The sequence below is a fragment of the Arthrobacter sp. YAF17 genome (assembly GCF_052113365.1).
In the GTDB taxonomy this organism is placed as follows: Bacteria; Actinomycetota; Actinomycetes; order Actinomycetales; family Micrococcaceae; genus Arthrobacter.
The window spans coordinates 1-21,379 of record NZ_JBFRDB010000021.1 but is presented as its reverse complement, the minus strand read 5'-3'; the positions used below and the strand labels follow the sequence as shown (position 1 = coordinate 21,379).

Sequence of the window (21,379 nt, the reverse complement as noted above, 5' to 3'; positions counted from 1 at the left end):
AAGCGGGGGCTGGCTATTTGACGGCGCCGAGGGAGAGTCCCTGGACGAGCTTGTCCTGGGCGGCGAAGCCAGCGAAGAGCACCGGCAGGGAGACCACGACGGCGGCCGCGCAGACCTTGGCGAGGAACAGGCCCTGGCCTGACACGAAGCCGGTGAGGAAGACCGGGGCGGTGCCGGCCACGACTCCGGTGAGGACCCGGGCCAGGAGCAATTCGTTCCAGCTGAAAATGAAGCAGATCAGGGCGGTTGCGGCAATGCCGGGCATCGCCACGGGGGCGACCACCTTGCGGAGCGTCAGCAGCAGGCCGGCACCGTCAATCTGGGCGGCCTCCAGCATTTCGACCGGCACTTCGTCGAGGAAGGAGCGCATCATCCACACGGCGATGGGCAGGTTCATCGACACATACATCAGGACCAGGAACCAGATGTTGTCCAGCGCGCCGATGTTCTTGGCGACGAGGTAGAGCGGCAGGACCGCGGCAACGACGGGCATCATCTTCGTGGAGAGGAAAAAGAACATCACGTCGGTCCACTTCTTCACCGGCCGGATGGACAGCGCGTAGGCGGCGGGGATGGCCAGCAGCAGCACCAAGATGGTGGAGAAGATCGAGGCGGTGGCGGAGTTGATCAGGGACGGCCACGGGCTGACCCCGGATGTTGCCCCGAAGAACTCCTGGTAGGCGTCCAGCGTCAGGGGGGCGAAGATGGAGGGCGGGTTGGTCGCGGCGTCCGCCTCCGAGTGGAAGGACGTCAGGATCATCCAGAGCACCGGTACCGCGAACATCAGGGCCAGCAGCCAGGCCGCGACCCCGGCAGCCGTGTTGTTCCGGGTGGGATCCATTCGGGACTTGCGACGGCGCCGGGAACCCGTGGGGCGGGCGGGGCCCGTGACAGATGCCCGGGGCTCGGTGGGGGTGAGCGTGCTCATCGTGCTGCCTCCTTCTTGAAGAGCGAGAATACGGTGCGGAGTGCGAAGGTCGCCACGATGATGGTGCCGATGACCACCACGACGCCGGCGGCGGACGCCAGCCCGTATTCGTTGGCGTAGTAGAACGTCTCGTAAATGGCGTAAGGCAGGTTGGCCGTGCCCAGGCCGCCCGACGTGAGGGTGAAGACGGCATCGAAATTCTGCACGATGTAGATGGCTCCGAGCAGCCCGCCGAGTTCGAGGTACTGCCGCAGGTGCGGCAGGGTGAGGTGGTGGAAGATCGCCCAGGGAGTGGCGCCGTCCATTTGGGCGGCCTCGACCGTGTCCATGGGACGGGACTGCAGGCCGGCGAGCAGGATGAGCATCATGAATGGGGTCCACTGCCAGACCAGGGAGATGATGATGGCCAGCAGGGGCGCCGAGGTCAGCAGGTCAGTCTGCGGCGGGTTGTCGCTGCCGAACAGTGACCAGACCCAGGTGAGGGTGCCGTTGATCAGGCCGTAGACGGGGTTGAGGATGGCGTGCTTCCAGATGAGCGCCGCAGCCACCGGCACCACGAGGAAGGGTGCGATCAGCAGGGTCCTGGCCAGTCCGCGGCCGATGAACTTTTTGTCCAGGAGCAGAGCGAGTCCGAGGCCGAGGAGCAGGCTGGCCAGGACCACCGAGACGGTCATGACGATGGTGGTAATGATCGCCTGCTGAAAGTAGGGGTCGGTGAGAACCTGGACGTAGTTCTCGAACCCGGCAAACCCGGTGGTGTCCGGGCTCATGCTGTTCCAGTTCATGAACGAGATGGCCAGGGTCCCCACGAACGGGAGCTGGGTGACGATGATGAGGAAGATCAGGGCCGGCAGCAGCGGTGCACGCCGCACCCAGGCCACAGCCCGTTCCCGCGCCTTGGTGTCCCTGGAAGGTTTGGCTGTGCTGCTCCCGTGCCGGGAGACGCGCGCCGTTGCGTTTGTCATGATGTTCTCCTGCGGTTGGGTTGTTACTTCTTGTACTTGTCGCCGACTTTTTGTGCGGCTTCCTGGCCTTTGGCCACCGCGTCGGCGACAGTACCCTGGCCGGCGATTGCGGAGCTGACACCCTGGGAGACCCTGGTGCCAAGGGCGGCGAACTCGGGAATCCCGACAAACTGGATGCCCACGGCCGGACGCGGCTGGACGCCGGGGTTCTTTGGATCGGCGTTCTCAATGGCGAAACGTTCGGCCTTGAAGAACGGTGCTGCCTGCTGGAACTCGGTGTTCTCATAAGTAGAGATGCGCTTGCCGGACGGGACCTTGGACCAGCCGAGCTTGGACGCAACCAGTTCCTCGTACTCCCTCGAGCTCGCCCAGGCGATGAACTTCCCGGCGGCATCCTGCTTCTTGGAGGCCGCCTGCACAGCCCAGGACCAGGTCCACAGCCAGCCCGAGGACTTGGTTTCCTCCACCGGGGCCTGGGCGTAGCCGATCTTGCCCTTCACCGGGGAGGCCTCGGCTTCCAGGGCGCCGGCCGCGGAGGTGGCGTCGTACCACATGGCAACCTTGCCCTGGCTCATGTTGTTCAGACACTCGGTGAACCCGGCCTGGGCGGCCCCCGCCGGACCATGTTCCCGGACCAGCTTTGTGTAGAACTCGACCGCCGCGGTGAATTCGGGGCTGTTGACCTGTGCGTTCCAGTCCTTGTCGAACCAGGTTCCGCCGAAGGTGTTCACCACAGTCGTCAACGGTGCGAAGACCTGGCCCCAGCCAGGCTGGCCGCGCAGACAGATCCCCTTCATGCCCGGGGCCGCGCCGTCCACCCGGGCGGCCAGGGCGGCGACCTCGTCCCAGGTGGGTTTCTCCGGCATGATCAGGCCCTTCTCCTCGAAGATGTCCTTCCGGTACATCAGGAAGGAGGATTCCCCGTAGAACGGTTCGCCGTAGAGCTTGCCGTCCTTGCCGGTCAGCGACGCCGTGTAGGCCGGCAGGATGTCCGCCTGGTCGAACCCGGCATCCGCGGCCACATGGTCCAGAGGAGCCAGCCAGCCGTTGGCGGAGTAGAACGGGATCTCGTAGTTGGACAGCGACGCCACGTCGTACTGGCCCGCCTGGCTCGAGAATTCCTGGCTGATCTTGGCACGGACGTCGTTTTCCGGCAGGACGGTGTAGTTGACCCGGATGCCGGTCTCCTTGGTGAAGTTATCGGCCGTGAGCCGCTGCAGGTCCTCCATCTGGGGGTTGTTCACCATCAGGACATTGATGGCGTTCGGGTCGCCAGCGGAATTTCCTCCGCCGGCACCGGCACAGGCCGAGGCGCTGAGCGCCACGCACAGGGCACCTGCGGCCAACGCGGCGACGCGTGTTTTTGCGCGCATTAAGGACTCCTTTGTTCTTCGGGGGATGCAATGCGCCCTGCACTCCGACTGCTGTGTCGGGGTGCGGCGCCGAATGCGGGACCGGGCTTTGCAGCCGGGGTGCCGCGCTGATGTTCCTCAAGATTAGGCCTGTGGGACAGGGCACAACTAGCGCCATGGTTGCCATTTTCTGATACTAATTTTCCCGAGCGGTGCCCGCGCAGGCGCTACTCTGGGAGCAGGCGGCCCGGAGCCCGTCCATATTTCATAACCCGAAGGCAGGGAGAACCACGATGAACGCAGCCGACCCCGGCGCCGGCTCAGGCCCCATTGACAGTGCGGCGGCCAGGCTTGCAGAACGGCTACTGGGGATGCGCGCCAACCGTGAGGTCATCCCGGAAGACCCAAACCATTCGGTCCGGTGGCATGAGCACGACTATCCCAGTCCGGTGGCACGCTGGAACTACCATCCCGAATACGAACTGCACCTGATCCGGAAGGGCACCGGGAAGTTCATCGTGGGAGACCACATCGGCACGTTTGAGGCCGGACACGTGGCACTGGTGGGGTCGGGGCTGCCGCACGACTGGGTCAGCGACCTGGAGCCCGGGGAAATCCTCGAGGGCAGGGACGCCCTCATCCAGTTCGACGGCAAATGGGTTGAACAGGCGGCATCAATCATTCCGGAAATGGCCGAGATCCGGCCCCTGCTGGAACAGTCCTCCCGCGGCATCGAGTTCCTGGGGCCGTCAGCCGAGGCTGCCGCCGCCGCCATCAACGCGATGGGTACGTCCACTGGGCTGGAGCGGCTGCACCATCTTTTCGAACTGTTGGCGATACTTGCCCGTGCGCCGCAGGAGGACCGGCGCTATCTGGCCGACGAATGGTTCCGGCCGCAGCTGGACAGCCAAGCCGCGGCCGTGGTGGACCTTGTCTTGGAGTACGTCTTCAGCAACCATGCCGGCAGCGTCAAAATGTCCGGGGCCGCTGCGCTGGTGGGAATGTCGGAGCCGACATTTTCGAAGTACTTCAAACGTGCCACCGGCCAGAACTTCAGTGACCTGGTCCGCAAACTTCGGCTCGCCCATGCGCGCCGCCTGCTGGAGCACAGCGACAAAGCCATTTCCGACATTTGCTACGAGGTGGGCTTCTCGAACTTGTCCAATTTCAACCGGCATTTCCTCAACGACGCAGGCGAGACCCCGCGCCACTACCGCCAGCGCGTCCAGCCGTGATCATGCCCAATCGGGAGCGCAGCTTGTCCAGCGGAAAACCCTAGTGGAGGGTGACGAGCTTCGCCGGATCCTCGTCCGGCAGTTCGCCGTCGACGACGGCAGTCACCTGGAGCTGGGTCAGCGACAGGCTGCCGCCAACGGTCGACAGGAACGCGGTATCCGACGAATCCCGGCCGGCGGTGATCCGCAGCATGCTCTCCCGCGGGGCCAGGCCCGTGGGATCGATGACGTGCCAGGCACCGTCGAGGTGGGCCTCGGCCACCGCGTGGAAGTCCATAGGGCTCAGTCCGGGGGCATACACGGCAGCAAGCCTGGCCGGAACGTTTTTGGCGCGCAGCAGCGAGATGGCCAGGTGGGCGAAGTCGCGGCAGACCCCGCGCCGGTGCAGCAGCGTCTCGACGGCGCCGTCGGTCCCGCGTGAGGATCCGCTGATGTAGCGGAGCTCGCTGAAGACCCAGTTGCGCACCGCGTTGACGAGCTCTTCGCCCTGCAGTCCGCCGAATTCCGCGTAGGCCGTGGGCAGGAGCCGGTCGGACTCGGCATAGCGGCTGGGCCGGACGTAGCGGATGAGTTCCATCAGCCGTGGTTCCTCCGGCAGCGCGAACCCCGAAACGTTCGCCGCGTAGTCCACGAGCACCTCGGTGGGTTCAGCGAATTCCATGTAGTGGAAGCGACCGCCGTGGTGGTCGGAGAGCTCGGTGAGCGGGACATCCTCGCCGCCGGCCGTCACTGACAGCGACTCCAGGAAGCTGCTGTAGCCGGGGTTTCGAGCCACGGACACGGCCAGGGCGACCTTGGTGTCGGCCACGGTCTTGAAGGCCAGGCGGGCGGCTACAGAGCGCTGCATGTATCTCCGGGGTGTGAGGGTACGGCTGGTGGCGTCGCCGCCGCCGTCGGCCGGCCGGGTGCGGGCGGTGCGGGCGGTGCGGACTAGTTTTTGATCTTCAGAGACATTAGCATCCGCTGGACGTTGGCGAATTGCGAGCCTTCGTTGACGTATTTGGCTGCCTGGTCGAGGGTGTCGAACGCCTTGGCGGGGGCAACCTTCTGGTCGGGGGCAAAGGCCTTCAGCTCCGTCAGGTCACCAAAGGAGTAGTCGCCCTTGCCCTCGGGGCCGCGCACCAGGTTCTGCAGCGTGCAGGCCTTTCCTTCCGTGCCACCGACGATGTTGGTGATGCCGTAGGACCCGAAATACTTGTAGCCCTGGGTCACCCGGAAAACCACACGCGGGTCTATGGTGCCTTCCCCGCCGCGATGCGGCAGGTCGACCGGGACGCTGCTGACCACGACGTACGGTTTCGCGGCGTCGTCCGCGCAGGCCGCGGCGGGCTGCGGCGGAAGTCCGGTCTGCAGGGTGGCGAGGTAGCCGCCGTCGGCGTCCTTGACCTCAATCTTGAGAGCGCCGGGCATAGTTCCCTCCGCTGGGGCCACCGACTGGGCGATCCATTCCTGCGGCAGCTCGAAACTGACGTTCTTCGCCGGATCGGTGAAAACCTTCCAGGCCGACGCCGTCGAGCCGGCGTCCGCTGAGCCGGGGGCGGTGGATCCGGGCGAGGCGGCCGGGGTGGTGCCGCCCACGGACGGTTCCGCCGAGGGTGCCCCGCTTGCGCCCGGGCTGCTGCCGGCCGTCCAGGCGGGGGTGCCCTTTGTGTCGCTGCTGCAGCCCGACAGTGCGGCCGCGGCGAGCGCCAGCGCGGCGGTGATTCGGAGGCGGCGGGCCGAGGCCCGCCGGAAGGTGTCCGTCCCTGTCATGGTGCCAGCGTAGCGGGACTTGGGGCCGCTCAGAGTTCCCGGATCAGCGTTTCGTAGAAGCTGACGCCGCGCTCCAGCGTCTCCAGCGCGATCTTCTCGTCGACGGCGTGGATGGAGCCCCGCGCCTCGGCGTCCATGGAGAACGGGGCGAAGCGGTACACGGCGCCGCAGATCCCGGTGAAACGGCGAGAATCCGTGCCGCCCATCATGATGTACGGGGTGACGAGCGCCTCCGGGAACACTCCGGTGATGCAGCCCTCCAGCAGGTCCCATGGCGCCCCGGAGTGCGGCGACACCGGGGAGGGGTCGCTGCCTTCCACCACGCGCAGCTCCACCCTGGGGTCACGGATGATCTTCCGCAGCCGCTCCACGGTCCCCTCGACGGTTTCCCCAACGGCCACCCGGATGTTGGCGTTCGCCCGGGCGGTGGCGGCCAGGACGTTGGCCCCCGTGCTGCCCTCCAGCGTGGTGATAGCTACGGTGGTGCGGGTCATGGCGTTGGTCTCGCCCCCCATCCGGCCGAAGAGCAGGGTCACCGGGGCGCGGAACAGCGACAACCTGGCGAACACGGCCCGCAGCGGCGCCGGGGCGTGCGGGCCGAAACGCCGGAGCATCTCAACGGTCACGTCCGGCAGCGACTGCGGGAAAGGGCGGCGTTCGATCCGCGTGATGGCGCGCGCCAGCCGCGCCGTCGCGCCCATCCGGGGAGGTGTGGAAGCGTGGCCGCCGGCGTCCCGGGTCAGCAGCTCCACGTCCAGGATCCCCTTTTCGGCCACGCCGACGACGGCGGCCGGCCGGGTCACGCCGGGGAACGCCCCGCCGGCCACGGCGCCGCCCTCGTCCAGCACCAGCCAGGGCCTCACTCCACGCCCCGCCAGCAGTTCCGCCGCGGCGGCCGCGCTGGCCCCGGCGGTCTCCTCGTTGTTGCCGAAGGAGAAGTAGAGGTCATGGGCGGGGGCGAACCCTGCTTCGAGCAGGGATTCGGCCGCCTCCATGACGGCGACCAGCTGGCCTTTGTCATCGAGGGTGCCGCGGCCCCACAGATAGGTGCCGTCGTTGTGCCCCGAAAACGGCGGCCGGGTCCACGCTTCCGGATCGCCGGCGGGGACGACGTCGTAATGGGCCATCAGCACGGACGGACGCGCAACGGGGTCCGGACCGGTGCCCGGCCAGCGGTACAACAGCGCCTGGCCGTTGACGCGTTCGAGGTCCAGGACGGCGTGGACGGCGGGATACAGCCGGGCCAGCGCGGCGATGAATGCTTCGAACTCGCCGGTGTCCACTTCGCTGGCAGTCCGGGAGGACACGGTGCGGAACCGCACCAGTTCGGCCAGGGCGGCGGCGGCGCGGCCGACGGGCCGCGCAGTGGTGGTCTGCATGCGCGAAAGTCTACGGCCGCACCGGACCCTTGGCCGGACTTCGGCGGCGCGATTCTCCGGCGGGAAAGCGGGATACGCTGGGCACATGGCGGATCAGGATTTTGGCTCCACGGATTTCGGAGCCCAGGACAGCGTGGCGGGCATCTCCGCCGTCGACATTGCGGACTGGCGGCTCCGGACCTTCGCGCTCTACGCCAACGTGCGGAAGTTGGCGGCGGAGGATCCGGCCGAGGCGCATTCATACTGGCGCCAGGAGCGGGACCGGATGTTCGGCACCCACCCCGCGTCGCCCCTCACGACGGCCGCCAAGTCCACCTTCGGCGGGCTGAAAACGGCGGACTACGACCCGATCTACCGCTTCCACATTCCGCTGACGGGCGAGGGTGCCGGGCGGGAAATGAACGTGGAGACCGGGACCGACGGCCTGGTCCGTTTTGTCCGGCTGGGCACGTTCGATCTGCCGGAGATGGGCCAGCTCGCCGTGTGGAAGCTCCACGGCTACGGCGGCGGCATTTTTGTTCCGTTCCGCGATGCGACGGCCGGGCAGCCCGGGGGCACCTACGGTGCGGGCCGCTACCTGCTGGACACCATCAAGGGCGCCTTCCACGGCGTGCAGGGATCCGGCCCGGACGCCGAGTTCGTGGTGGACTTCAACTTCGCCTACAACGCCTCCTGTGCGTACAACGAGGCGTGGGCATGTCCCCTCGCCGGCCCGTCGAACCGCCTCGCCGTGGAAATCCCCGTCGGCGAACTGTACTGAGCGGATGGATGCCCAGCTCGAGCAGCGCTCCCCTGCGCCCGCCGTCGCCGTCCACCCTGCCCCTGCCGGCTCTCCGGCCCGCCGCCGGCACCGCGGCGTCCTGCGCTACCCCCTGGTCCGGCAACTGCTGAGGTTCACCGCCGTCGGGATTGTCTGCACGGCAACGTCGCTGGCGCTGTACGCCTTCCTCCGGCCGTATCTCGGCTCGCAGCCGGCCAACGCGGCAGCCCTTATCCTCACGTCGCTGATGAACACAGCGCTGAACCGGCGGCTGACCTTCAAGATCACCGACCGGCACCGGCTCAGGCGCGACCATCTCAACGGGCTGATCGTGATCCTGGTAGCGCTGCTGATCACTGGCGGCAGCCTCGGCGTCCTGCACTGGATCAACCCCGACGCCACCGTGGCCGACGAACTCTGGACCACCACGCTCTCCGGCTTCGCGGCCACGGCGGTGCGGTTTACGCTGCTGCGGCACTGGATCTTCCGCCGCGCCCGTCACCGCTAAAAGAGGTTTGCGCTGTCAGATATCGTCCCTCTGAGGGCCCCGGAACAGCATTAAGTGACAGGGCAACCCGGGGTCAGGGCGTGCCGAGGGCCTGGACACTGCCGACGGCGGTGCGGACCGCGGCCGCCGCCTCCTGCAGCTCGGCGGCCGTGATCGTGGAGTCGAAGCTGAAGCGGACCGCGGTCTGGGCGGCCTCTGCGGCTATACCCATCGCCAGCAGCACCGGGGACGGCTCGTCTGAGCCCGCCGCGCAGGCCGAACCGCTGGAGCAGATGACCCCCAGCCGTTCGAGTTCCAGCAGCACGGATTCGCCGCTGGTCCCCGGGAAGCAGAACGACGCCACCGAGGGCAGCCGCTCGCCCGGATGGCCGGTGAGCACCGCGCCGGTAACGCCCGCCAGCACCGAGCGGATGAAGTCATCACGCAGGACGGCGACGTGCGCCGCCCGTTCCCCCTGCGAGCTCCGGGCGAGCGTGAGCGCCGTCGCGAGGGCCACGGCCCCGGCCACGTTCTCGGTCCCCGACCGGCGCCCGCGTTCCTGCCCGCCGCCATGGATCACGGGTTCCAGCCGGGTCCGGCTCCGCACGAACAGGGCCCCATTTCCTTTCGGGGCGCCGAGTTTGTGGCCGGAGATGCTCAGGGCGTCCACGCCCAGTGATGCTGTGTCGAGAGGCAGCCACCCGGCGGCCTGCACCGCGTCGGTGTGGAACGGAATGCCCTGCGCGCGGGCCAGCGACGCCAGCCGGGCTATCGGCTGGACCGTGCCCACCTCATTGTTGGCGTACATGATGCTGACCAGCGCGGTCTCCGGCCGGAGCACGGCGGCAAGGGCCTCGTCGGTGACGCGCCCATAGCAGTCGACCGGCACCATGTCGACGGCGAAGCCGTGCACCCGTTCCAGGTAGCGGGCGGACTCCTCCACCGCGGGATGTTCGACGGCGCTGATCACCACCCGGTCCAGCCGCGGGTCCGCCGCGCGCCGGGCCAGTGCAATGCCTTTGACGGCCAGGTTGTCCGCCTCCGTGCCCCCGGAGGTGAAGACCACCTCGCCCGCTCGGCAGCCCAGCGCCGCTGCCGTCGCTGCCCGTGCCCCGGCGAGCGCCGCGGCGGCCGAGTCGCCGAGCGAATGGTGGCTCGAGGGGTTTCCGAAGTCCCCGCTGAGGTACGGCCACATCGCTTCGAGCACCTCGCGGCGGACCGGTGTGGTGGCCGCGGCGTCGAGGAAGATCATGGCGCCGCCTGGCCAGCCGTCTGGTCGCTGTTCCGTTCGCTGTCGAGGCCCAGCTCAAGGTCGAGGCCCAGGTCCAGCGCCGCAACGCTGTGCGTGAGTCCGCCGATTGAGATGACGTCCACGCCGGTGGCGGCGATGCCAGCCACTGTGGCCAGGTTGACGTTCCCGCTGGCCTCGACCCGGGCGCGGCCGCCCACCAGGGCGACCCCGGCGGCGAGGTCCGCCAGCGTGAAGTTGTCCAGCATGATGGTGTCCACCCCGGCCGCCAGCACCGGTCCGATCTGGTCCATGTTGTCCACTTCCACCTCAAAGTGGGTGGTGTGCCCCAGACGCGCTTTGGCCTCCCGCAGCACGGCGGTGAGTTTCGCCGGGTCTCCCCCGGTCAGGACGGCCAGGTGGTTGTCCTTGGCCAGCACGGCGTCCGAGAGTCCGAAACGGTGGTTGGCGCCGCCGCCACAGCGGACGGCGTACCGTTCGAGCACGCGCAGGCCCGGCGTCGTCTTCCGCGTGTCGGTGATGCGCGCGCCGGTGCCGTCCACGAGGGCGACGAACTCCGCCGTCGTGGTGGCGATCGCGCTCATCCTCTGCACGAGGTTGAGTGCCACGCGCTCGGCGAGCAGCACGGCGCGGGCGTTCCCGTTGACCCTCGCGAGCGCCGTTCCGGCGGCAAAGGCGGCACCGTCGGCCACGAGGAGTTCGACGTCGGCCCCGGGGTCCGTGAGCTTCATCGCCGCGGCGAACACCTCCCCGCCGCTCAGCACGCCGGGAACGCGGGCGGCCAGGACCGCCGTCGCCCGCGCGTCCGCGGGGATGAGCGTCTGCGAGGTGATGTCGCCGTAGGGGGCGTCCTCCAGCAGGGCGGCCCGCAGCACGGCGTCCACGGCGGCGGCGGGCAGGGTTCCGGCGAGCGCGGCTACCGGAGAGACGGCGGGGCGGGCTGCGGCGGGTGCTGTCATGAGGAGATCCTTTGTTTCGGACGTGCGGGGGCGGCGTGGCGGTGGCCGTACGTGCCGGCCGGCGGGGTGGAGCGGGCGGGCGCCGCGAGCACGGCGGGGACAGTGGACGCGGTGGCTGCGTCCGCACGGTAATGGGCGCCAACGGAGCCGGTCCGGTGCCGGGCCGCGGCCACCAGCAGCTGCGCGGCGAGCAGCAGGTTCCGGTCCTCGTGCTCCCCCTGATTCGCTGCGTCCGTCACGATCCCGGGGCGGACGACGGCGGCCCAGGCCGCAAGGGTGGCCTCCGCCTCCCGCAGTTGTTCCCCGCTGCGTAACACCCCGGCGTCCGCAGTCATCAACCGCCGCAGAGCGTCGCGCGAGAACGGGATGGGACCAGCCTCGGACTTCACACCAGCCTCGGGAGCCGCCGGTGGAACTTCTTCCCCGGCGAAGTCGGTGTCGGACGACGTCCCAGCCGACGCCCGGCCCGTTTCGCCACCGAGGAACGCCTCCACAGCCCGGCGCCCGAAGACCAGCCCCTCCAGCAGTGAATTGCTGGCCAGCCGGTTGGCGCCCTGCGCTCCGGTGCACGCGACTTCGCCGGCGGCGTACAGCCCCGGCACGGACGTGCGTCCCCAGAGGTCGGTGGACACGCCGCCCATCCAGTAGTGGGCTGCCGGGGACACCGGGAGCGTTTGGCTGGTCCAGTCGTAGCCGGCGGCGCGGGTGGCCGCGTCGATAGTGGGGAAACGCCGGGCCAGGAAGCCCGGCCCGCGGGCGGCATCGATCGCCCGGGCGTCCAGGAAGACGGGGCTGTCCGCCGGCGCGCCCGTGGACGCAAGGTGCAGGGCAATGCTGCGGGAGACGACGTCGCGCGGGGCCAGTTCGGCGTCCGGGTGGTAGTCCGGCAGGAAGCGGTAACCGGCGGCGTCCAGCAGGACGGCGCCTTCGCCGCGGACCGCCTCGGAGATGAGCAATGCCGGCGGACCTCCAGGGACCTCGTCCGCCACCAGCGTGGTGGGGTGGAACTGGAAGAACTCCAGGTCCCGGACGGATGCGCCCGCCCGCCACGCCAGGGCCAGGCCGTCTGCGGTGGCGACGGACGGATTGCTGGTCCGGGCGAACAGCCGTCCGGCACCGCCGGTGGCCAGGAGCACCGCGTCGGCGTCCAACTGCCGGGGTTGACCGTCGGCCAGGTAGGCGACGCCGGTCACCCTGGCGGCGCCCGCCGCCGGGCCCGTTTCGGGGAGTTCGGTGAGCAACTCGGTGGCGAACGCGCCGGTCTCGACCCGCAGCCGGCCGTTGACTGTCCGCTCCACGACGGCGGCGACGAGGGCGCGGGTGATGCGCGCGCCGGTCGCGTCGCCGCCGGCGTGCAGGATGCGGGCGGCGGAATGTGCCGCCTCGAGGCCGAGCGCCGGGCCGCCGGAGGGTCCGGCGTCGAAGTGCACGCCGAACCGCTGCAGGCCGGCGATATCCCGGACGGCCTCGGTGCACAGCACCCGCACGGCCTCGGGGTCGTTGAGCCCGGCGCCGGCGGCGAGGGTGTCGGCGATGTGGGCCGCCACGGAATCGCCCGGCGCGGCCTCCCCCGGCGTGAGCACGGCCGAGATGCCGCCCTGGGCGTAGAAGGTGTTGCTCTGCTCGAGGGTTCCCTTGCTCAGGAGCACCACCTCGCAGGCCAGCCCGCCGTCCTGGACGGCGTCGGACGCCAGCAGCGCGGCGTACAGACCGGCGATGCCGCTGCCGACCACTACCAGCCGCCTGGTCACGGCCGCGCCGCCAGCATCCGCTCGAGGGCAACCTTCGCCGGGACGGCGACGTCGTCCGCCACCGTGATCCGGTTGACCACCTCGCCCCGGACCAGCGCTTCCAGGACCCAGGCGAGGTAGCCCGGGTGGATGCGGTACATCGTGGAGCAGGGGCAGATCACCGGGTCCAGGCAGAAAATGGTGTGCTGCGGGTATTCCGCGGCAAGCCGGTTCACCATGTTGATCTCGGTGCCGATCGCGAACGTGGTGGGTTCGGTGGCAGCGGCGATGGCCTTCTTGATGAAGTCCGTGGAGCCCGCGGAATCGGCGGCGTCCACCACCTCCATGGGGCATTCCGGGTGCACGATCACCTGAACGCCCGGGAACTCGGCGCGCGCCTTCTCGATCTGGCCCACGTTGAAGCGCTTGTGGACCGAGCAGAAGCCGTGCCACAGGATCACACGGGAATCGAGCAGGGCCTGTTCGTTGTTGCCGCCGAGGTCCTTGCGCGGATTCCACATGGGCATCTGCTCCAGCGGCACACCCATGGCCTTGGCGGTGTTGCGGCCCAGGTGCTGGTCCGGGAAGAACAGCACACGCTGGCCGCGCTCGAACGCCCATTCCAGCACCGTGGAGGCGTTCGAGGACGTGCAGACGATGCCGCCGTGCTCGCCGCAGAAGCCCTTGAGTGCGGCGGAGGAATTCATGTAGGTGACCGGGATGACCGGGACCCGGCCGTCGGCGTCGGGCTCGGTGCCGAACAGTTCCTCCAGCTGCTCCCAGCACTCGGTTACGGAGTCGATGTCCGCCATGTCCGCCATGGAGCAGCCGGCGGCGAGGTTGGGCAGGATCACGGCCTGGTCGGGCCGGGACAGGATGTCCGCGGTTTCGGCCATGAAGTGCACACCGCAGAAGATGATCGCCTCGGCATCCGGGCGGGTCAGCGCGGCGTTGGCGAGCTGGAAGGAGTCGCCCACGAAGTCTGCGTATTCAATGACTTCGTCGCGCTGGTAGAAGTGCCCCAGGACGACGGCGCGGTCCCCCAGCGCCGCTTTGGCGGCCCGGATCCGGGCGTCGAGTTCGGCGGCGCCGGCGAGCTTGTACTCCTCCGGGAGCTGGCCTTGCCGGGGGGTCGAGGCGGGGGCGGCGTCGGCGGAGGAGGCGCCCGGGCCGTAGGCGGGCACACCGGCGAGGGCCTCGGCGAGATCGTAGTCCCAGGGGCCGCGGGCGAGCGCCGGACTGCAGGTGGAGGCTGTTGCCCGGCCGTTGGCACTGCTGGTGGCCTGTTCGCGCGTGATCAGCTGGATTGCCGTGTTGACGCTGCTCATGGTGTGCTCCTGTTGTCTGGGTCTAGGCCAGGGCGGCCGGTAAAGCGGTAGAGGCGGGGCGGGCGGTGCTTGCCGCCCTGCAGGTACTGGTCGGTTTCTTCGATCTCCGGCGTGGCCTTGACCTGCCGGCGGAAGTTGGCCGGGTCCAGTTCACGGTCCAGGACGGCTTCGTAGACCTCCCGGACCTGGGCCAGGGTGAAGTACTCGCCCAGCAGGTGGTACGCGATGGAGCCGTAGGCCATCTTGTTGCGCAGCCGCCAGAGGGCGTAGTCGATGATCGCGTTGTGGTCGAAGGCCAGGTCGCCGAGCCGGTCGGCCCGGAACCATTTGACGTTTTCGGATTCGTCCGCGAGCGCGGCCTCGGTGGGCTGTACCAGCGCCCAGTAGACAATCGAAACGACGCGCTGGGTGGGTGAGCGGTGCAGGCCGCCGAAAGCGTAGAGCTGCTCGAGGTAGCTGGGCGCCAGTCCGGTGGTCTCCTGCAGGTTCCGCGAGGCGGCGTCCGGCAGGGATTCGGAATGGGTCAGCGGGCCGCCGGGCAGTGCGCACAGTCCCTTGAACGGTTCGCGGATCCGGCGCACCAGCGGGATCCACAGCGTGGGGCGTCCGGAACGCTCACTGGGGCGCAGGGCGAAGATCACTGTGGAGATGGCCAGCGTCGGCGGCGCGGTCTGGCGTTCGGAGACGTTGGCTGCTGTTGTGTACACGGTGGTTCACCCCGCATTCTCAGGCTTCAGGCCGGCCTCTGAGGGGACGGCCCGGATGGTTCCGGCCCGACCGCCGGAGTAGTTATAGTCAAATTGACTAGAACTAATGATACGACTGTCCGGGCTGGGCGCAAAATGTTTCAGCTCACATGGTGACCGCCGCGCACGCGCCCGGCCCCGGCCTGCTCACCCTTCGTTGGCGGCGGCTTCCAGCAGCGGGAGGGTGCGGCCCTGGAAGTGGGTGTTGAGCACAATCACCGAGGACGAGCGCAGTACCGTCCGGGTGGCGATCATGGCATCCAGCACGCGCTGCAGGTCCGGGTTGGAGCGGGCCGCAATGCGGGCCATCAGGTCTGAACTGCCGGAGACGGTGTGGATTTCGATCAGTTCCGGGATCGCCGCGAGCGCCTCGACCACCGCGTCATGCCCCAGGTCCTGGTTGATCGTCAGGGAGCAGAACGCCACCACCGGGAAGCCAAAATGCGCCGGATCCGGCTGCGGCACCCAGGAACCGATGACACCGTTGTCCTGCATCCGGTCCAGCCGCGACTGCACGGTGGCGCGGGCAACCTTGAGGACGCGGGAGGCTTCCAGCACCGACGCCCGGGGCGCATCCGTGAAGAATCGGACAATTTTCGCGTCCAGGGCATCTACGTCCATCGAATATTCCTCCTGCAGCAGCATCCGCGCGGCAAACCGCCACGGAAAACTCGTTCCCAGCCAACAAACTGCCACTATGCTCTCACGGGCCGGGGCATGCCGGCCCCGCCCAGACACGGTAAATTCAATAGGTCCCATAAGGACTCCAAGATCCACACCACACGAAGGTTCGCCAGCATGACGATGAAGTCCACCGCGGAGCGCCCCGGCCTGAAATTGGGCCACAGCATGAAGCCACGCCAACTCACCATGATGGGACTCGGCAGCGCCATCGGCGCCGGCCTGTTCCTGGGTTCGGGGGCCGGAGTCCAAGCCGCCGGACCCGCCGTCCTGATCTCATACCTGGTCGCGGGAACCCTGATCATCCTCGTGATGTGGGCCCTCGGCGAAATGGCCGCCGCCAACCCCAACAGCGGCGCGTTTTCCGTCTACGCAGAGAAAGCCATGGGCCGGACCGCCGGTGCGACCGTGGGCTGGCTCTGGTGGCTGCAGCTGGTGGTTGTCATCGCAGCCGAGGCCCTCGGTGCCGCCGCCCTGCTGTTCACTGTGTGGCCGGTGATCCCGGTTTGGGCCCTGTCCCTGATCTTTATGGTCGTGTTCACGGCGATCAACCTCGCCGGGGTCAAGAACTTCGGCGAGTTCGAGTTCTGGTTCGCCATCCTCAAGGTGGCCGCCATCCTGGTATTCCTCGGCATCGGCACCGCCCTGCTGCTCGGCTGGCTCCCGGACGTCGAATCCCCCGGCCTGTCCAACTTCACCGCGGACTTCGCTCCGGCGGGGCTGGGCGGCATCGCAACGGCGCTCTTCGTGGTGATCTTCGCGTTCGGCGGCACCGAGATCGTCAGCGTGGCCGCCGCCGAGACCGAGAACCCCCAGCACAGCGTGGGCCAGGCCATCCGCACCGTCGTGTGGCGGATCCTGGTCTTCTACATCGGCTCCGTGTTCGTCATCGCCGCCGTCCTCCCGTACACCTCCGAGGCCCTCGCGTCGCCGTTCGCCGGCGTCCTTGACGTGGCCGGCATCCCCGGCGCCGGCGCCGCCATCACGCTGGTCGCCGTCGTCGCACTTCTCTCAGCCCTGAACGCGAACCTGTACGGCGCGTCCCGGATGGTCTTCTCGCTGTCCGAACGCGGCGAAGCCCCCCGGTTCCTGTCGAAGATCAACAAGTCACGGGTGCCGGTGATCGCCGTCGGCGTCTCCGTGGCGTTCGGCTTCCTGGCCGCAGTGCTGGAACTGCTTTTCCCGGAGCAAATTCTTCCCGCGCTGTTCCAGTTGGTCGGCTCGACGTGCCTGATGGTCTGGGGCTCCGCCCTCGTCTCCCAGCTGATCCTCCGCCGCCGCGCGGACCGGGAGGGCACCGTCCTCCCGCTGCGGATGAAGGGCTTCCCGGGGCTGACCGTCTTCGGGCTCGTGCTCCTCGCCCTGATCTTCGCCGTCGGCTTCAGCAGCCCGGACAGCAGCAAGCAGCTTTTCAGCACCATCGCCCTGGTCGCCGGCATCGCCGCGGCGTGCTGGATCGGCGCCCGTATCACCCGCAACCGCAGCGTGGCCCCGGCCGAGCGGGCCGAAACCGCCGACGCCGGGAAGTAACCAGCCCGGCCGCACTACCTGACCAGACTGCACAGATTGCAAAGCCCGACGCCCCTCGGACTGGCACTCTTGTGCAGTCTGGTCAGTGATTTAACAGCTGTTTGCCTACCGTCGGGCGGGTGACTAGGGTCACAGCCATGGACACACTCCCCGTGGCTTCCGGCGACGCCGCCGAACCGCTCACTCCCGCCCAGCTCCGCGAGCTCTATTCAATTATGGTGGCCGTCCGCCACCTCGATACCTCGGCCATCGCCTGGCAGCGCCAGGGCATCATCCCCGGCTACGCGCCCGAGCTCGGCCAGGAGGCGGCCCAGGTGGGCAGCGGCTACGCCGTTGACACCACCCGGGACTTCGTCTTCCCCACGTACCGCGAGATGGGCGTCGCCCGCACCATGGGCGTGGACATGGTGGCGTACATGTCCACCCACAAGGCCACCTGGCACGGCGGCCTCTACAACCCGCTGGAATCCCGGCTCGCCCCGATTCAGGCCGTCGTGGGCGGCTCGGTGCTGCACGCCGTCGGATGGGCCCACGGGCAGACGCTGGATGGGAAAGACGGCGTCGCGATGACGTACTTCGGCGACGGCGCCTCCTCCCAGGGCGACGTCCACGAGGCCCTGAACTTCGCTGCGGTGATGAAGGCCCCCGTGGTGTTCTTCGTCCAGAACAACGGCTGGGCCATCTCGGTCCCCACCGAACGCCAGGTGGCCGGCGGCTCGGTCGCTGCCCGCGCCGCCGGTTACGGCATGCCGGCCCTGCAGATCGACGGGGACGACGTCGTCGCCGTCGTCGAGGCCACACGGCGCGCCTTTGCGCACGCCCGGGCCGGCAACGGCCCCGTGCTCATCGAGGCGATGACCTACCGCCGCGGCCCGCACTCGACCTCCGATGATCCCGGCCGCTACCGCTCGCTCGACGAGGAGCGCGACGGCGCCGGCACCGACCCGCTGGAGCGTTTCCGGCAGCGGCTGCTCGCCGACGGCATCGCCGACGAGGCGTTCTTCACCGAGGCCCTCGCAGCAGCCAAGGCAGAGGAGGAACAGATCCGCACCGGCATCGAGTCCCTCGGATCCCGCCCCGGCACCGAAATGTTTGACCTGGTCTTCCAGGAAACCACCCCTGCTCTGCAGGCCCAGGCCGCCAACTGGCGCGAGGAGTCCGAACATGTCTAACTCGATTCTCGAAGGCAGAGACGCCGCAGGCGAGAGCACCGCCGAGAGCAGTGCCCCCGCCCTTGCCGGGGGCACCCCGGAAAACACTGCCGCCCCGACCACTGCGGTGATGTCCATGCAGCAGGCCCTCAACCGGGCCCTCGACGAGGTGCTCGCCGAGAACCCCAAGGCCGTCATCTTCGGCGAGGACTGCGGCCGGCTCGGCGGCGTCTTCCGCATCACTGACGGCCTGCAGGCCAAACACGGGGAGCAGCGCGTCTTTGACACCCCGCTCGCGGAGTCCGGCATCCTCGGCATGTCCGTGGGACTGGCGATGGCCGGGTTCCACCCCATCCCGGAAGTCCAGTTCGACGGCTTTGCCTACCCAGCAATCAACCAGATCGTCTGCCAGATTGCCCGGATGAACTACCGCAGCCGGGGCACCATGCCGATGCCCATCACCCTGCGCGTTCCCAGCTTCGGCGGCATCCGCGCCCCCGAACACCATGGCGAGAGCCTGGAGGCCCTCTTCGCGCACGTACCCGGGCTCAAGGTGGTGTCGCCGTCGAACCCGCATGAGGCGTACCACCTGCTCAAGTACGCCGCCACACGGCCGGACCCGGTGATCTTCATGGAGCCCAAGTCCCGTTACTGGCAGAAGGGCGAGGTGAACCTCGCCGACGGCGGCTCCCCCACCGGAGCGAAGGTCATGCGCGAGGGCCGCCACCTTACGCTGGTCGCGTGGGGCGCCATGGTCTCGCGCTGCCTTCAGGTGGCCGAGCTCGCCGCCGAGGACGGGATTGACGTCGAGGTCCTGGACCTGCGCTGGCTCAAGCCGATCGACGCCGAGGCGCTGGCCGCCTCCGTGCGCAAGACGCGCCGCGCCGTCGTCGTCCATGAGGCTCCACTGACCTCCGGGCTGGGCGCCGAGGTGGCGCAGCTGATCACGCAGTCCTGCTTCGACACGCTCAAGGCGCCCGTGGAGCGCGTCACCGGCTTCGACGTCCCGTACCCCTCGGGGGACCTGGAAGACGAATACATCCCGAACATTGACCGGATCCTCTTCGGGATCCAGCGAGTATTGGAGTACAAACGTGGCTGAAATTTCATTCCCCCTCCCGGATCTCGGCGAGGGCCTGATCGAGGCCACCGTGCTGGAATGGCTCGTGGCCCCCGGCGACCAGGTGGAGCGCAACCAGCCCCTCGTCGAGGTGGAAACCACCAAATCTGCCGTTGAATTGCCCAGCCCGCAGGCAGGTAAGGTGGTGCGTATCCACGGTGGACCCGGTGACAAGATCAATGTCGGCGAGCCCCTGATTGTGTTTGAGGTGCCGGACAACACCGCCGGCATCGTGGGCACGGTCCCGAAGGAAGAGGCACCAAAGCGCCGGGTCCGCCTGAGCGCCGTACTTGATGAGGACTGACACCATGAGCGGCAGACACACCGGCGAACAGCATTCGCACACCGTCGAGGGCACCGACCCCCAACTGTATGTGGGTGTCCACGAGCCCGCGTCCGACGCCGGACTGCGCCCGGTGCTGCTGCTGCACGGCTTCTCCTCCTCGTCCAAGCTCAACTGGGAAGACACCGGCTGGATCGCCGCCTTGCTTGAGGCAGGCCGCCGTGTCATCACGGTGGACCTGCCCGGCCACGGCCGCAGCGGCGCCCCCGAGGACATGGACTCCTACGCCCCCAGCAGGATCCGCGCGGACCTGCTGCAGATCGCGTTCGACTCGGGGGTCCGCCCCCTGCGCGACGGCGACCCGTCCAGCGGACTCGACCTGATCGGTTATTCCCTCGGTTCGAGGCTTGCCTGGGAGTTCGGCGCCACCCAGCACGAGCTGGTGCACCGGCTGGTTCTGGGCGGCCCGAACGTCGCCGATCCGCTGGCCGACTTCGACCTCGTTGCCGCGCAGCGTTACCTCGCCGACGGCACCCCGATTGCCGATGCGTCCACGGCCGGGCTCCTGAAGATGGCCCAGATGCTGCCCAGCAACAACATTTTCTCGCTGCTGTCCCTCGTGGAGGCGATCAAGAGCGAGCCGTTCGATCCCGCCGAGGCCGTGCCGCACATGCCGATGCTGCTGGTGGCCGGCGAGAAGGACGAACGGGCCGTCTCCATGCCGGAGCTTGCGGCGCTGGGCGCCAAAGCGGGGGCCATGGTGGAGCAGCTGGTCCTGCCGGGCCGCAACCACACCAACGCCATCACCAGCCGGGCGTTCAAGCAGGGGGCCGTCAGCTTCCTGGGCGTGTAGCCTCCCGGCCGTTCACCTGCAACGCGGGGTCACTTGAAGCCCATCCGATCGACCCGGACGGACGTCAAGTGAACCCGCGCTGGTTTCCGGGGGCGCGGCCGGCCATTCCCTCGCGCTCTTTCCCCGGCGGACGTAGGCTGGCCGCAGCAGAGTGGGCGGAAACCGGGAGAGGGTCGCCATGGGCATGCGCTTTACAAACCGCGAGCAGGCCGGCAGGCTTCTGGCCGTTGCCCTCCCCCAGTTCCGCGGACGCCCGGACACAGTGCTGCTGGGCCTCGCGTGCGGCGGGGTTCCTGTGGCGGCCGCGGCCTCGGCATCGCTTCGGCTGCCCTGGGACGTGCTGCCGGTCCGAAAACTGGGGATACCCGGCCTCGACGAGACGGCGTTCGGCGCGCTGGCCTCGGCCGGCGGCGGGGTGGTGCGCGTACTGAACCGTCCCCTGGTGGCCCGGCTCCTGGACATCGGGGTCCGCCAGTCGGCGCTGGACGCCGTGGAAGGCGCAGAGCGGGCAGAGCTGGGGCGCCGCGCCGCAGCGTATCTTGGTCCGCGGCATCCCCTGACCGGCAAAACCGTGATTGTGGCCGACGACGGTCTGGCCACCGGGGCGACGATGCGGGCCGCCGTCGAGGCCGTCCGGGCGGCCGGTGCGGCAACCGTCGTCGTCGGGGTTCCCGTCGCGTCCCTGGAGGCTCAGTCGTCACTGCAGCAACTCGCGGACGCAGTGTTCAGCCTGTTTATCCCCGGCCAGTTCCGCGCCGTCGGCAGCTACTACCGCGCCTTCCGGCAGGTCGGGGACGACGACGTCGTCCGGCTGCTGGGTGCCCGGCCCGCGTGAACAGCAACGACGCGTCGCCTTAACGACAGAAGGGCACGGACCGAGCGGTCCGTGCC

The 21,379-nt window shown here is 68.7% G+C and carries 21 protein-coding genes; 9 read left to right on the top strand and 12 right to left on the bottom strand.

The genetic code is table 11. The features are described from left to right. Positions 1-13 precede the first annotated feature (13 nt). The 3 genes from AB4Y67_RS15995 to AB4Y67_RS15985 are packed head-to-tail and all read right to left on the bottom strand — an operon-like array spanning position 14 to position 3,266. Complete coding sequence (locus AB4Y67_RS15995) at positions 14-928, bottom strand: carbohydrate ABC transporter permease (protein ID WP_441406748.1); 915 nt, start codon at positions 926-928, stop codon at positions 14-16. After that, complete coding sequence (locus AB4Y67_RS15990; RefSeq protein WP_441406747.1) at positions 925-1,893, bottom strand: carbohydrate ABC transporter permease; 969 nt, start codon at positions 1,891-1,893, stop codon at positions 925-927. Before AB4Y67_RS15990 ends, AB4Y67_RS15995 begins: the two co-directional genes overlap by 4 nt. 23 nt (positions 1,894-1,916) lie before the next feature. Next, a complete protein-coding gene (locus AB4Y67_RS15985) occupies positions 1,917-3,266 on the bottom strand; it encodes an ABC transporter substrate-binding protein (RefSeq protein WP_441406746.1) in 1,350 nt (449 codons plus the stop codon). Positions 3,267-3,538: 272 nt separating this feature from the next. Here AB4Y67_RS15985 and AB4Y67_RS15980 point away from each other — a divergent pair, with 272 nt between their 5' ends. Further along, positions 3,539-4,480 (top strand): AraC family transcriptional regulator, encoded by a 942-nt coding sequence (locus tag AB4Y67_RS15980; RefSeq protein ID WP_441406745.1) that lies wholly within the window; start codon positions 3,539-3,541, stop codon positions 4,478-4,480. 40 nt (positions 4,481-4,520) lie between these two features. On the opposite strand, the gene AB4Y67_RS15975 is transcribed toward AB4Y67_RS15980, so the two are convergent. The 3 genes from AB4Y67_RS15975 to AB4Y67_RS15965 all read right to left on the bottom strand — a co-directional run bounded on the left by AB4Y67_RS15975 (position 4,521) and on the right by AB4Y67_RS15965 (position 7,611). Then, the gene (locus tag AB4Y67_RS15975) at positions 4,521-5,327 is read right to left on the bottom strand and encodes a transglutaminase-like domain-containing protein (protein WP_441406744.1); all 807 of its coding nucleotides are present in this window, start codon (positions 5,325-5,327) and stop codon (positions 4,521-4,523) included. A gap of 83 nt (positions 5,328-5,410) precedes the next feature. Further along, the gene (locus AB4Y67_RS15970; protein ID WP_441406743.1) at positions 5,411-6,232 is read right to left on the bottom strand and encodes a hypothetical protein; all 822 of its coding nucleotides are present in this window, start codon (positions 6,230-6,232) and stop codon (positions 5,411-5,413) included. 29 nt (positions 6,233-6,261) lie between these two features. Further along, positions 6,262-7,611, bottom strand: a complete 1,350-nt coding sequence (locus AB4Y67_RS15965; protein ID WP_441406742.1) for a M20/M25/M40 family metallo-hydrolase — start codon at positions 7,609-7,611, stop codon at positions 6,262-6,264. An 85-nt stretch (positions 7,612-7,696) separates the two neighbouring features. Here AB4Y67_RS15965 and AB4Y67_RS15960 point away from each other — a divergent pair, with 85 nt between their 5' ends. Further along, positions 7,697-8,371 (top strand): DUF1684 domain-containing protein, encoded by a 675-nt coding sequence (locus AB4Y67_RS15960; RefSeq protein WP_441406741.1) that lies wholly within the window; start codon positions 7,697-7,699, stop codon positions 8,369-8,371. Positions 8,372-8,375: 4 nt separating this feature from the next. Next, positions 8,376-8,879 (top strand): GtrA family protein, encoded by a 504-nt coding sequence (locus AB4Y67_RS15955; RefSeq protein WP_441406740.1) that lies wholly within the window; start codon positions 8,376-8,378, stop codon positions 8,877-8,879. A gap of 73 nt (positions 8,880-8,952) precedes the next feature. Here the strand turns inward: AB4Y67_RS15955 and AB4Y67_RS15950 are convergent, their stop codons facing one another. The 6 genes from AB4Y67_RS15950 to AB4Y67_RS15925 all read right to left on the bottom strand — a co-directional run bounded on the left by AB4Y67_RS15950 (position 8,953) and on the right by AB4Y67_RS15925 (position 15,491). After that, positions 8,953-10,110, bottom strand: coding sequence for a cysteine desulfurase family protein (locus AB4Y67_RS15950; protein WP_441406739.1), 1,158 nt, complete (start codon positions 10,108-10,110; stop codon positions 8,953-8,955). Continuing rightward, complete coding sequence (nadC, locus tag AB4Y67_RS15945; RefSeq protein ID WP_441406738.1) at positions 10,107-11,066, bottom strand: carboxylating nicotinate-nucleotide diphosphorylase; 960 nt, start codon at positions 11,064-11,066, stop codon at positions 10,107-10,109. Before nadC ends, AB4Y67_RS15950 begins: the two co-directional genes overlap by 4 nt. Then, complete coding sequence (gene nadB / locus AB4Y67_RS15940; RefSeq protein WP_441406737.1) at positions 11,063-12,817, bottom strand: L-aspartate oxidase; 1,755 nt, start codon at positions 12,815-12,817, stop codon at positions 11,063-11,065. The genes nadC and nadB overlap by 4 nt, the downstream gene beginning before the upstream one ends. Next, positions 12,814-14,124, bottom strand: coding sequence for a quinolinate synthase NadA (nadA, locus tag AB4Y67_RS15935; protein WP_441406736.1), 1,311 nt, complete (start codon positions 14,122-14,124; stop codon positions 12,814-12,816). Before nadA ends, nadB begins: the two co-directional genes overlap by 4 nt. Next, positions 14,121-14,831 (bottom strand): NUDIX hydrolase, encoded by a 711-nt coding sequence (locus AB4Y67_RS15930; RefSeq protein WP_441406735.1) that lies wholly within the window; start codon positions 14,829-14,831, stop codon positions 14,121-14,123. Before AB4Y67_RS15930 ends, nadA begins: the two co-directional genes overlap by 4 nt. A 186-nt stretch (positions 14,832-15,017) precedes the next feature. Further along, on the bottom strand, positions 15,018-15,491 hold the full coding sequence (locus AB4Y67_RS15925; protein ID WP_441406734.1) for an Lrp/AsnC family transcriptional regulator: 474 nt from the start codon (positions 15,489-15,491) through the stop codon (positions 15,018-15,020). 177 nt (positions 15,492-15,668) lie between these two features. Here AB4Y67_RS15925 and AB4Y67_RS15920 point away from each other — a divergent pair, with 177 nt between their 5' ends. The 6 genes from AB4Y67_RS15920 to AB4Y67_RS15895 all read left to right on the top strand — a co-directional run bounded on the left by AB4Y67_RS15920 (position 15,669) and on the right by AB4Y67_RS15895 (position 21,323). Continuing rightward, complete coding sequence (locus AB4Y67_RS15920) at positions 15,669-17,081, top strand: amino acid permease (protein WP_441406733.1); 1,413 nt, start codon at positions 15,669-15,671, stop codon at positions 17,079-17,081. A 137-nt stretch (positions 17,082-17,218) separates the two neighbouring features. Continuing rightward, positions 17,219-18,253 carry a thiamine pyrophosphate-dependent dehydrogenase E1 component subunit alpha gene (locus AB4Y67_RS15915; protein ID WP_441406732.1) on the top strand — a complete coding sequence of 345 codons (1,035 nt, stop codon included), beginning with the start codon at positions 17,219-17,221 and terminating at the stop codon, positions 18,251-18,253. Next, positions 18,246-19,334 (top strand): alpha-ketoacid dehydrogenase subunit beta, encoded by a 1,089-nt coding sequence (locus tag AB4Y67_RS15910; protein WP_441406731.1) that lies wholly within the window; start codon positions 18,246-18,248, stop codon positions 19,332-19,334. Before AB4Y67_RS15915 ends, AB4Y67_RS15910 begins: the two co-directional genes overlap by 8 nt. Further along, positions 19,327-19,656: a biotin/lipoyl-containing protein gene (locus AB4Y67_RS15905; protein ID WP_056426240.1), complete on the top strand. Its 330-nt coding sequence runs from the start codon at positions 19,327-19,329 to the stop codon at positions 19,654-19,656. The genes AB4Y67_RS15910 and AB4Y67_RS15905 overlap by 8 nt, the downstream gene beginning before the upstream one ends. A 4-nt stretch (positions 19,657-19,660) precedes the next feature. Further along, a complete protein-coding gene (locus tag AB4Y67_RS15900) occupies positions 19,661-20,488 on the top strand; it encodes an alpha/beta fold hydrolase (RefSeq protein ID WP_441406730.1) in 828 nt (275 codons plus the stop codon). A gap of 178 nt (positions 20,489-20,666) precedes the next feature. Continuing rightward, positions 20,667-21,323 (top strand): phosphoribosyltransferase, encoded by a 657-nt coding sequence (locus AB4Y67_RS15895; protein ID WP_441406729.1) that lies wholly within the window; start codon positions 20,667-20,669, stop codon positions 21,321-21,323. The last annotated feature ends 56 nt before the right edge of the window (positions 21,324-21,379 follow it).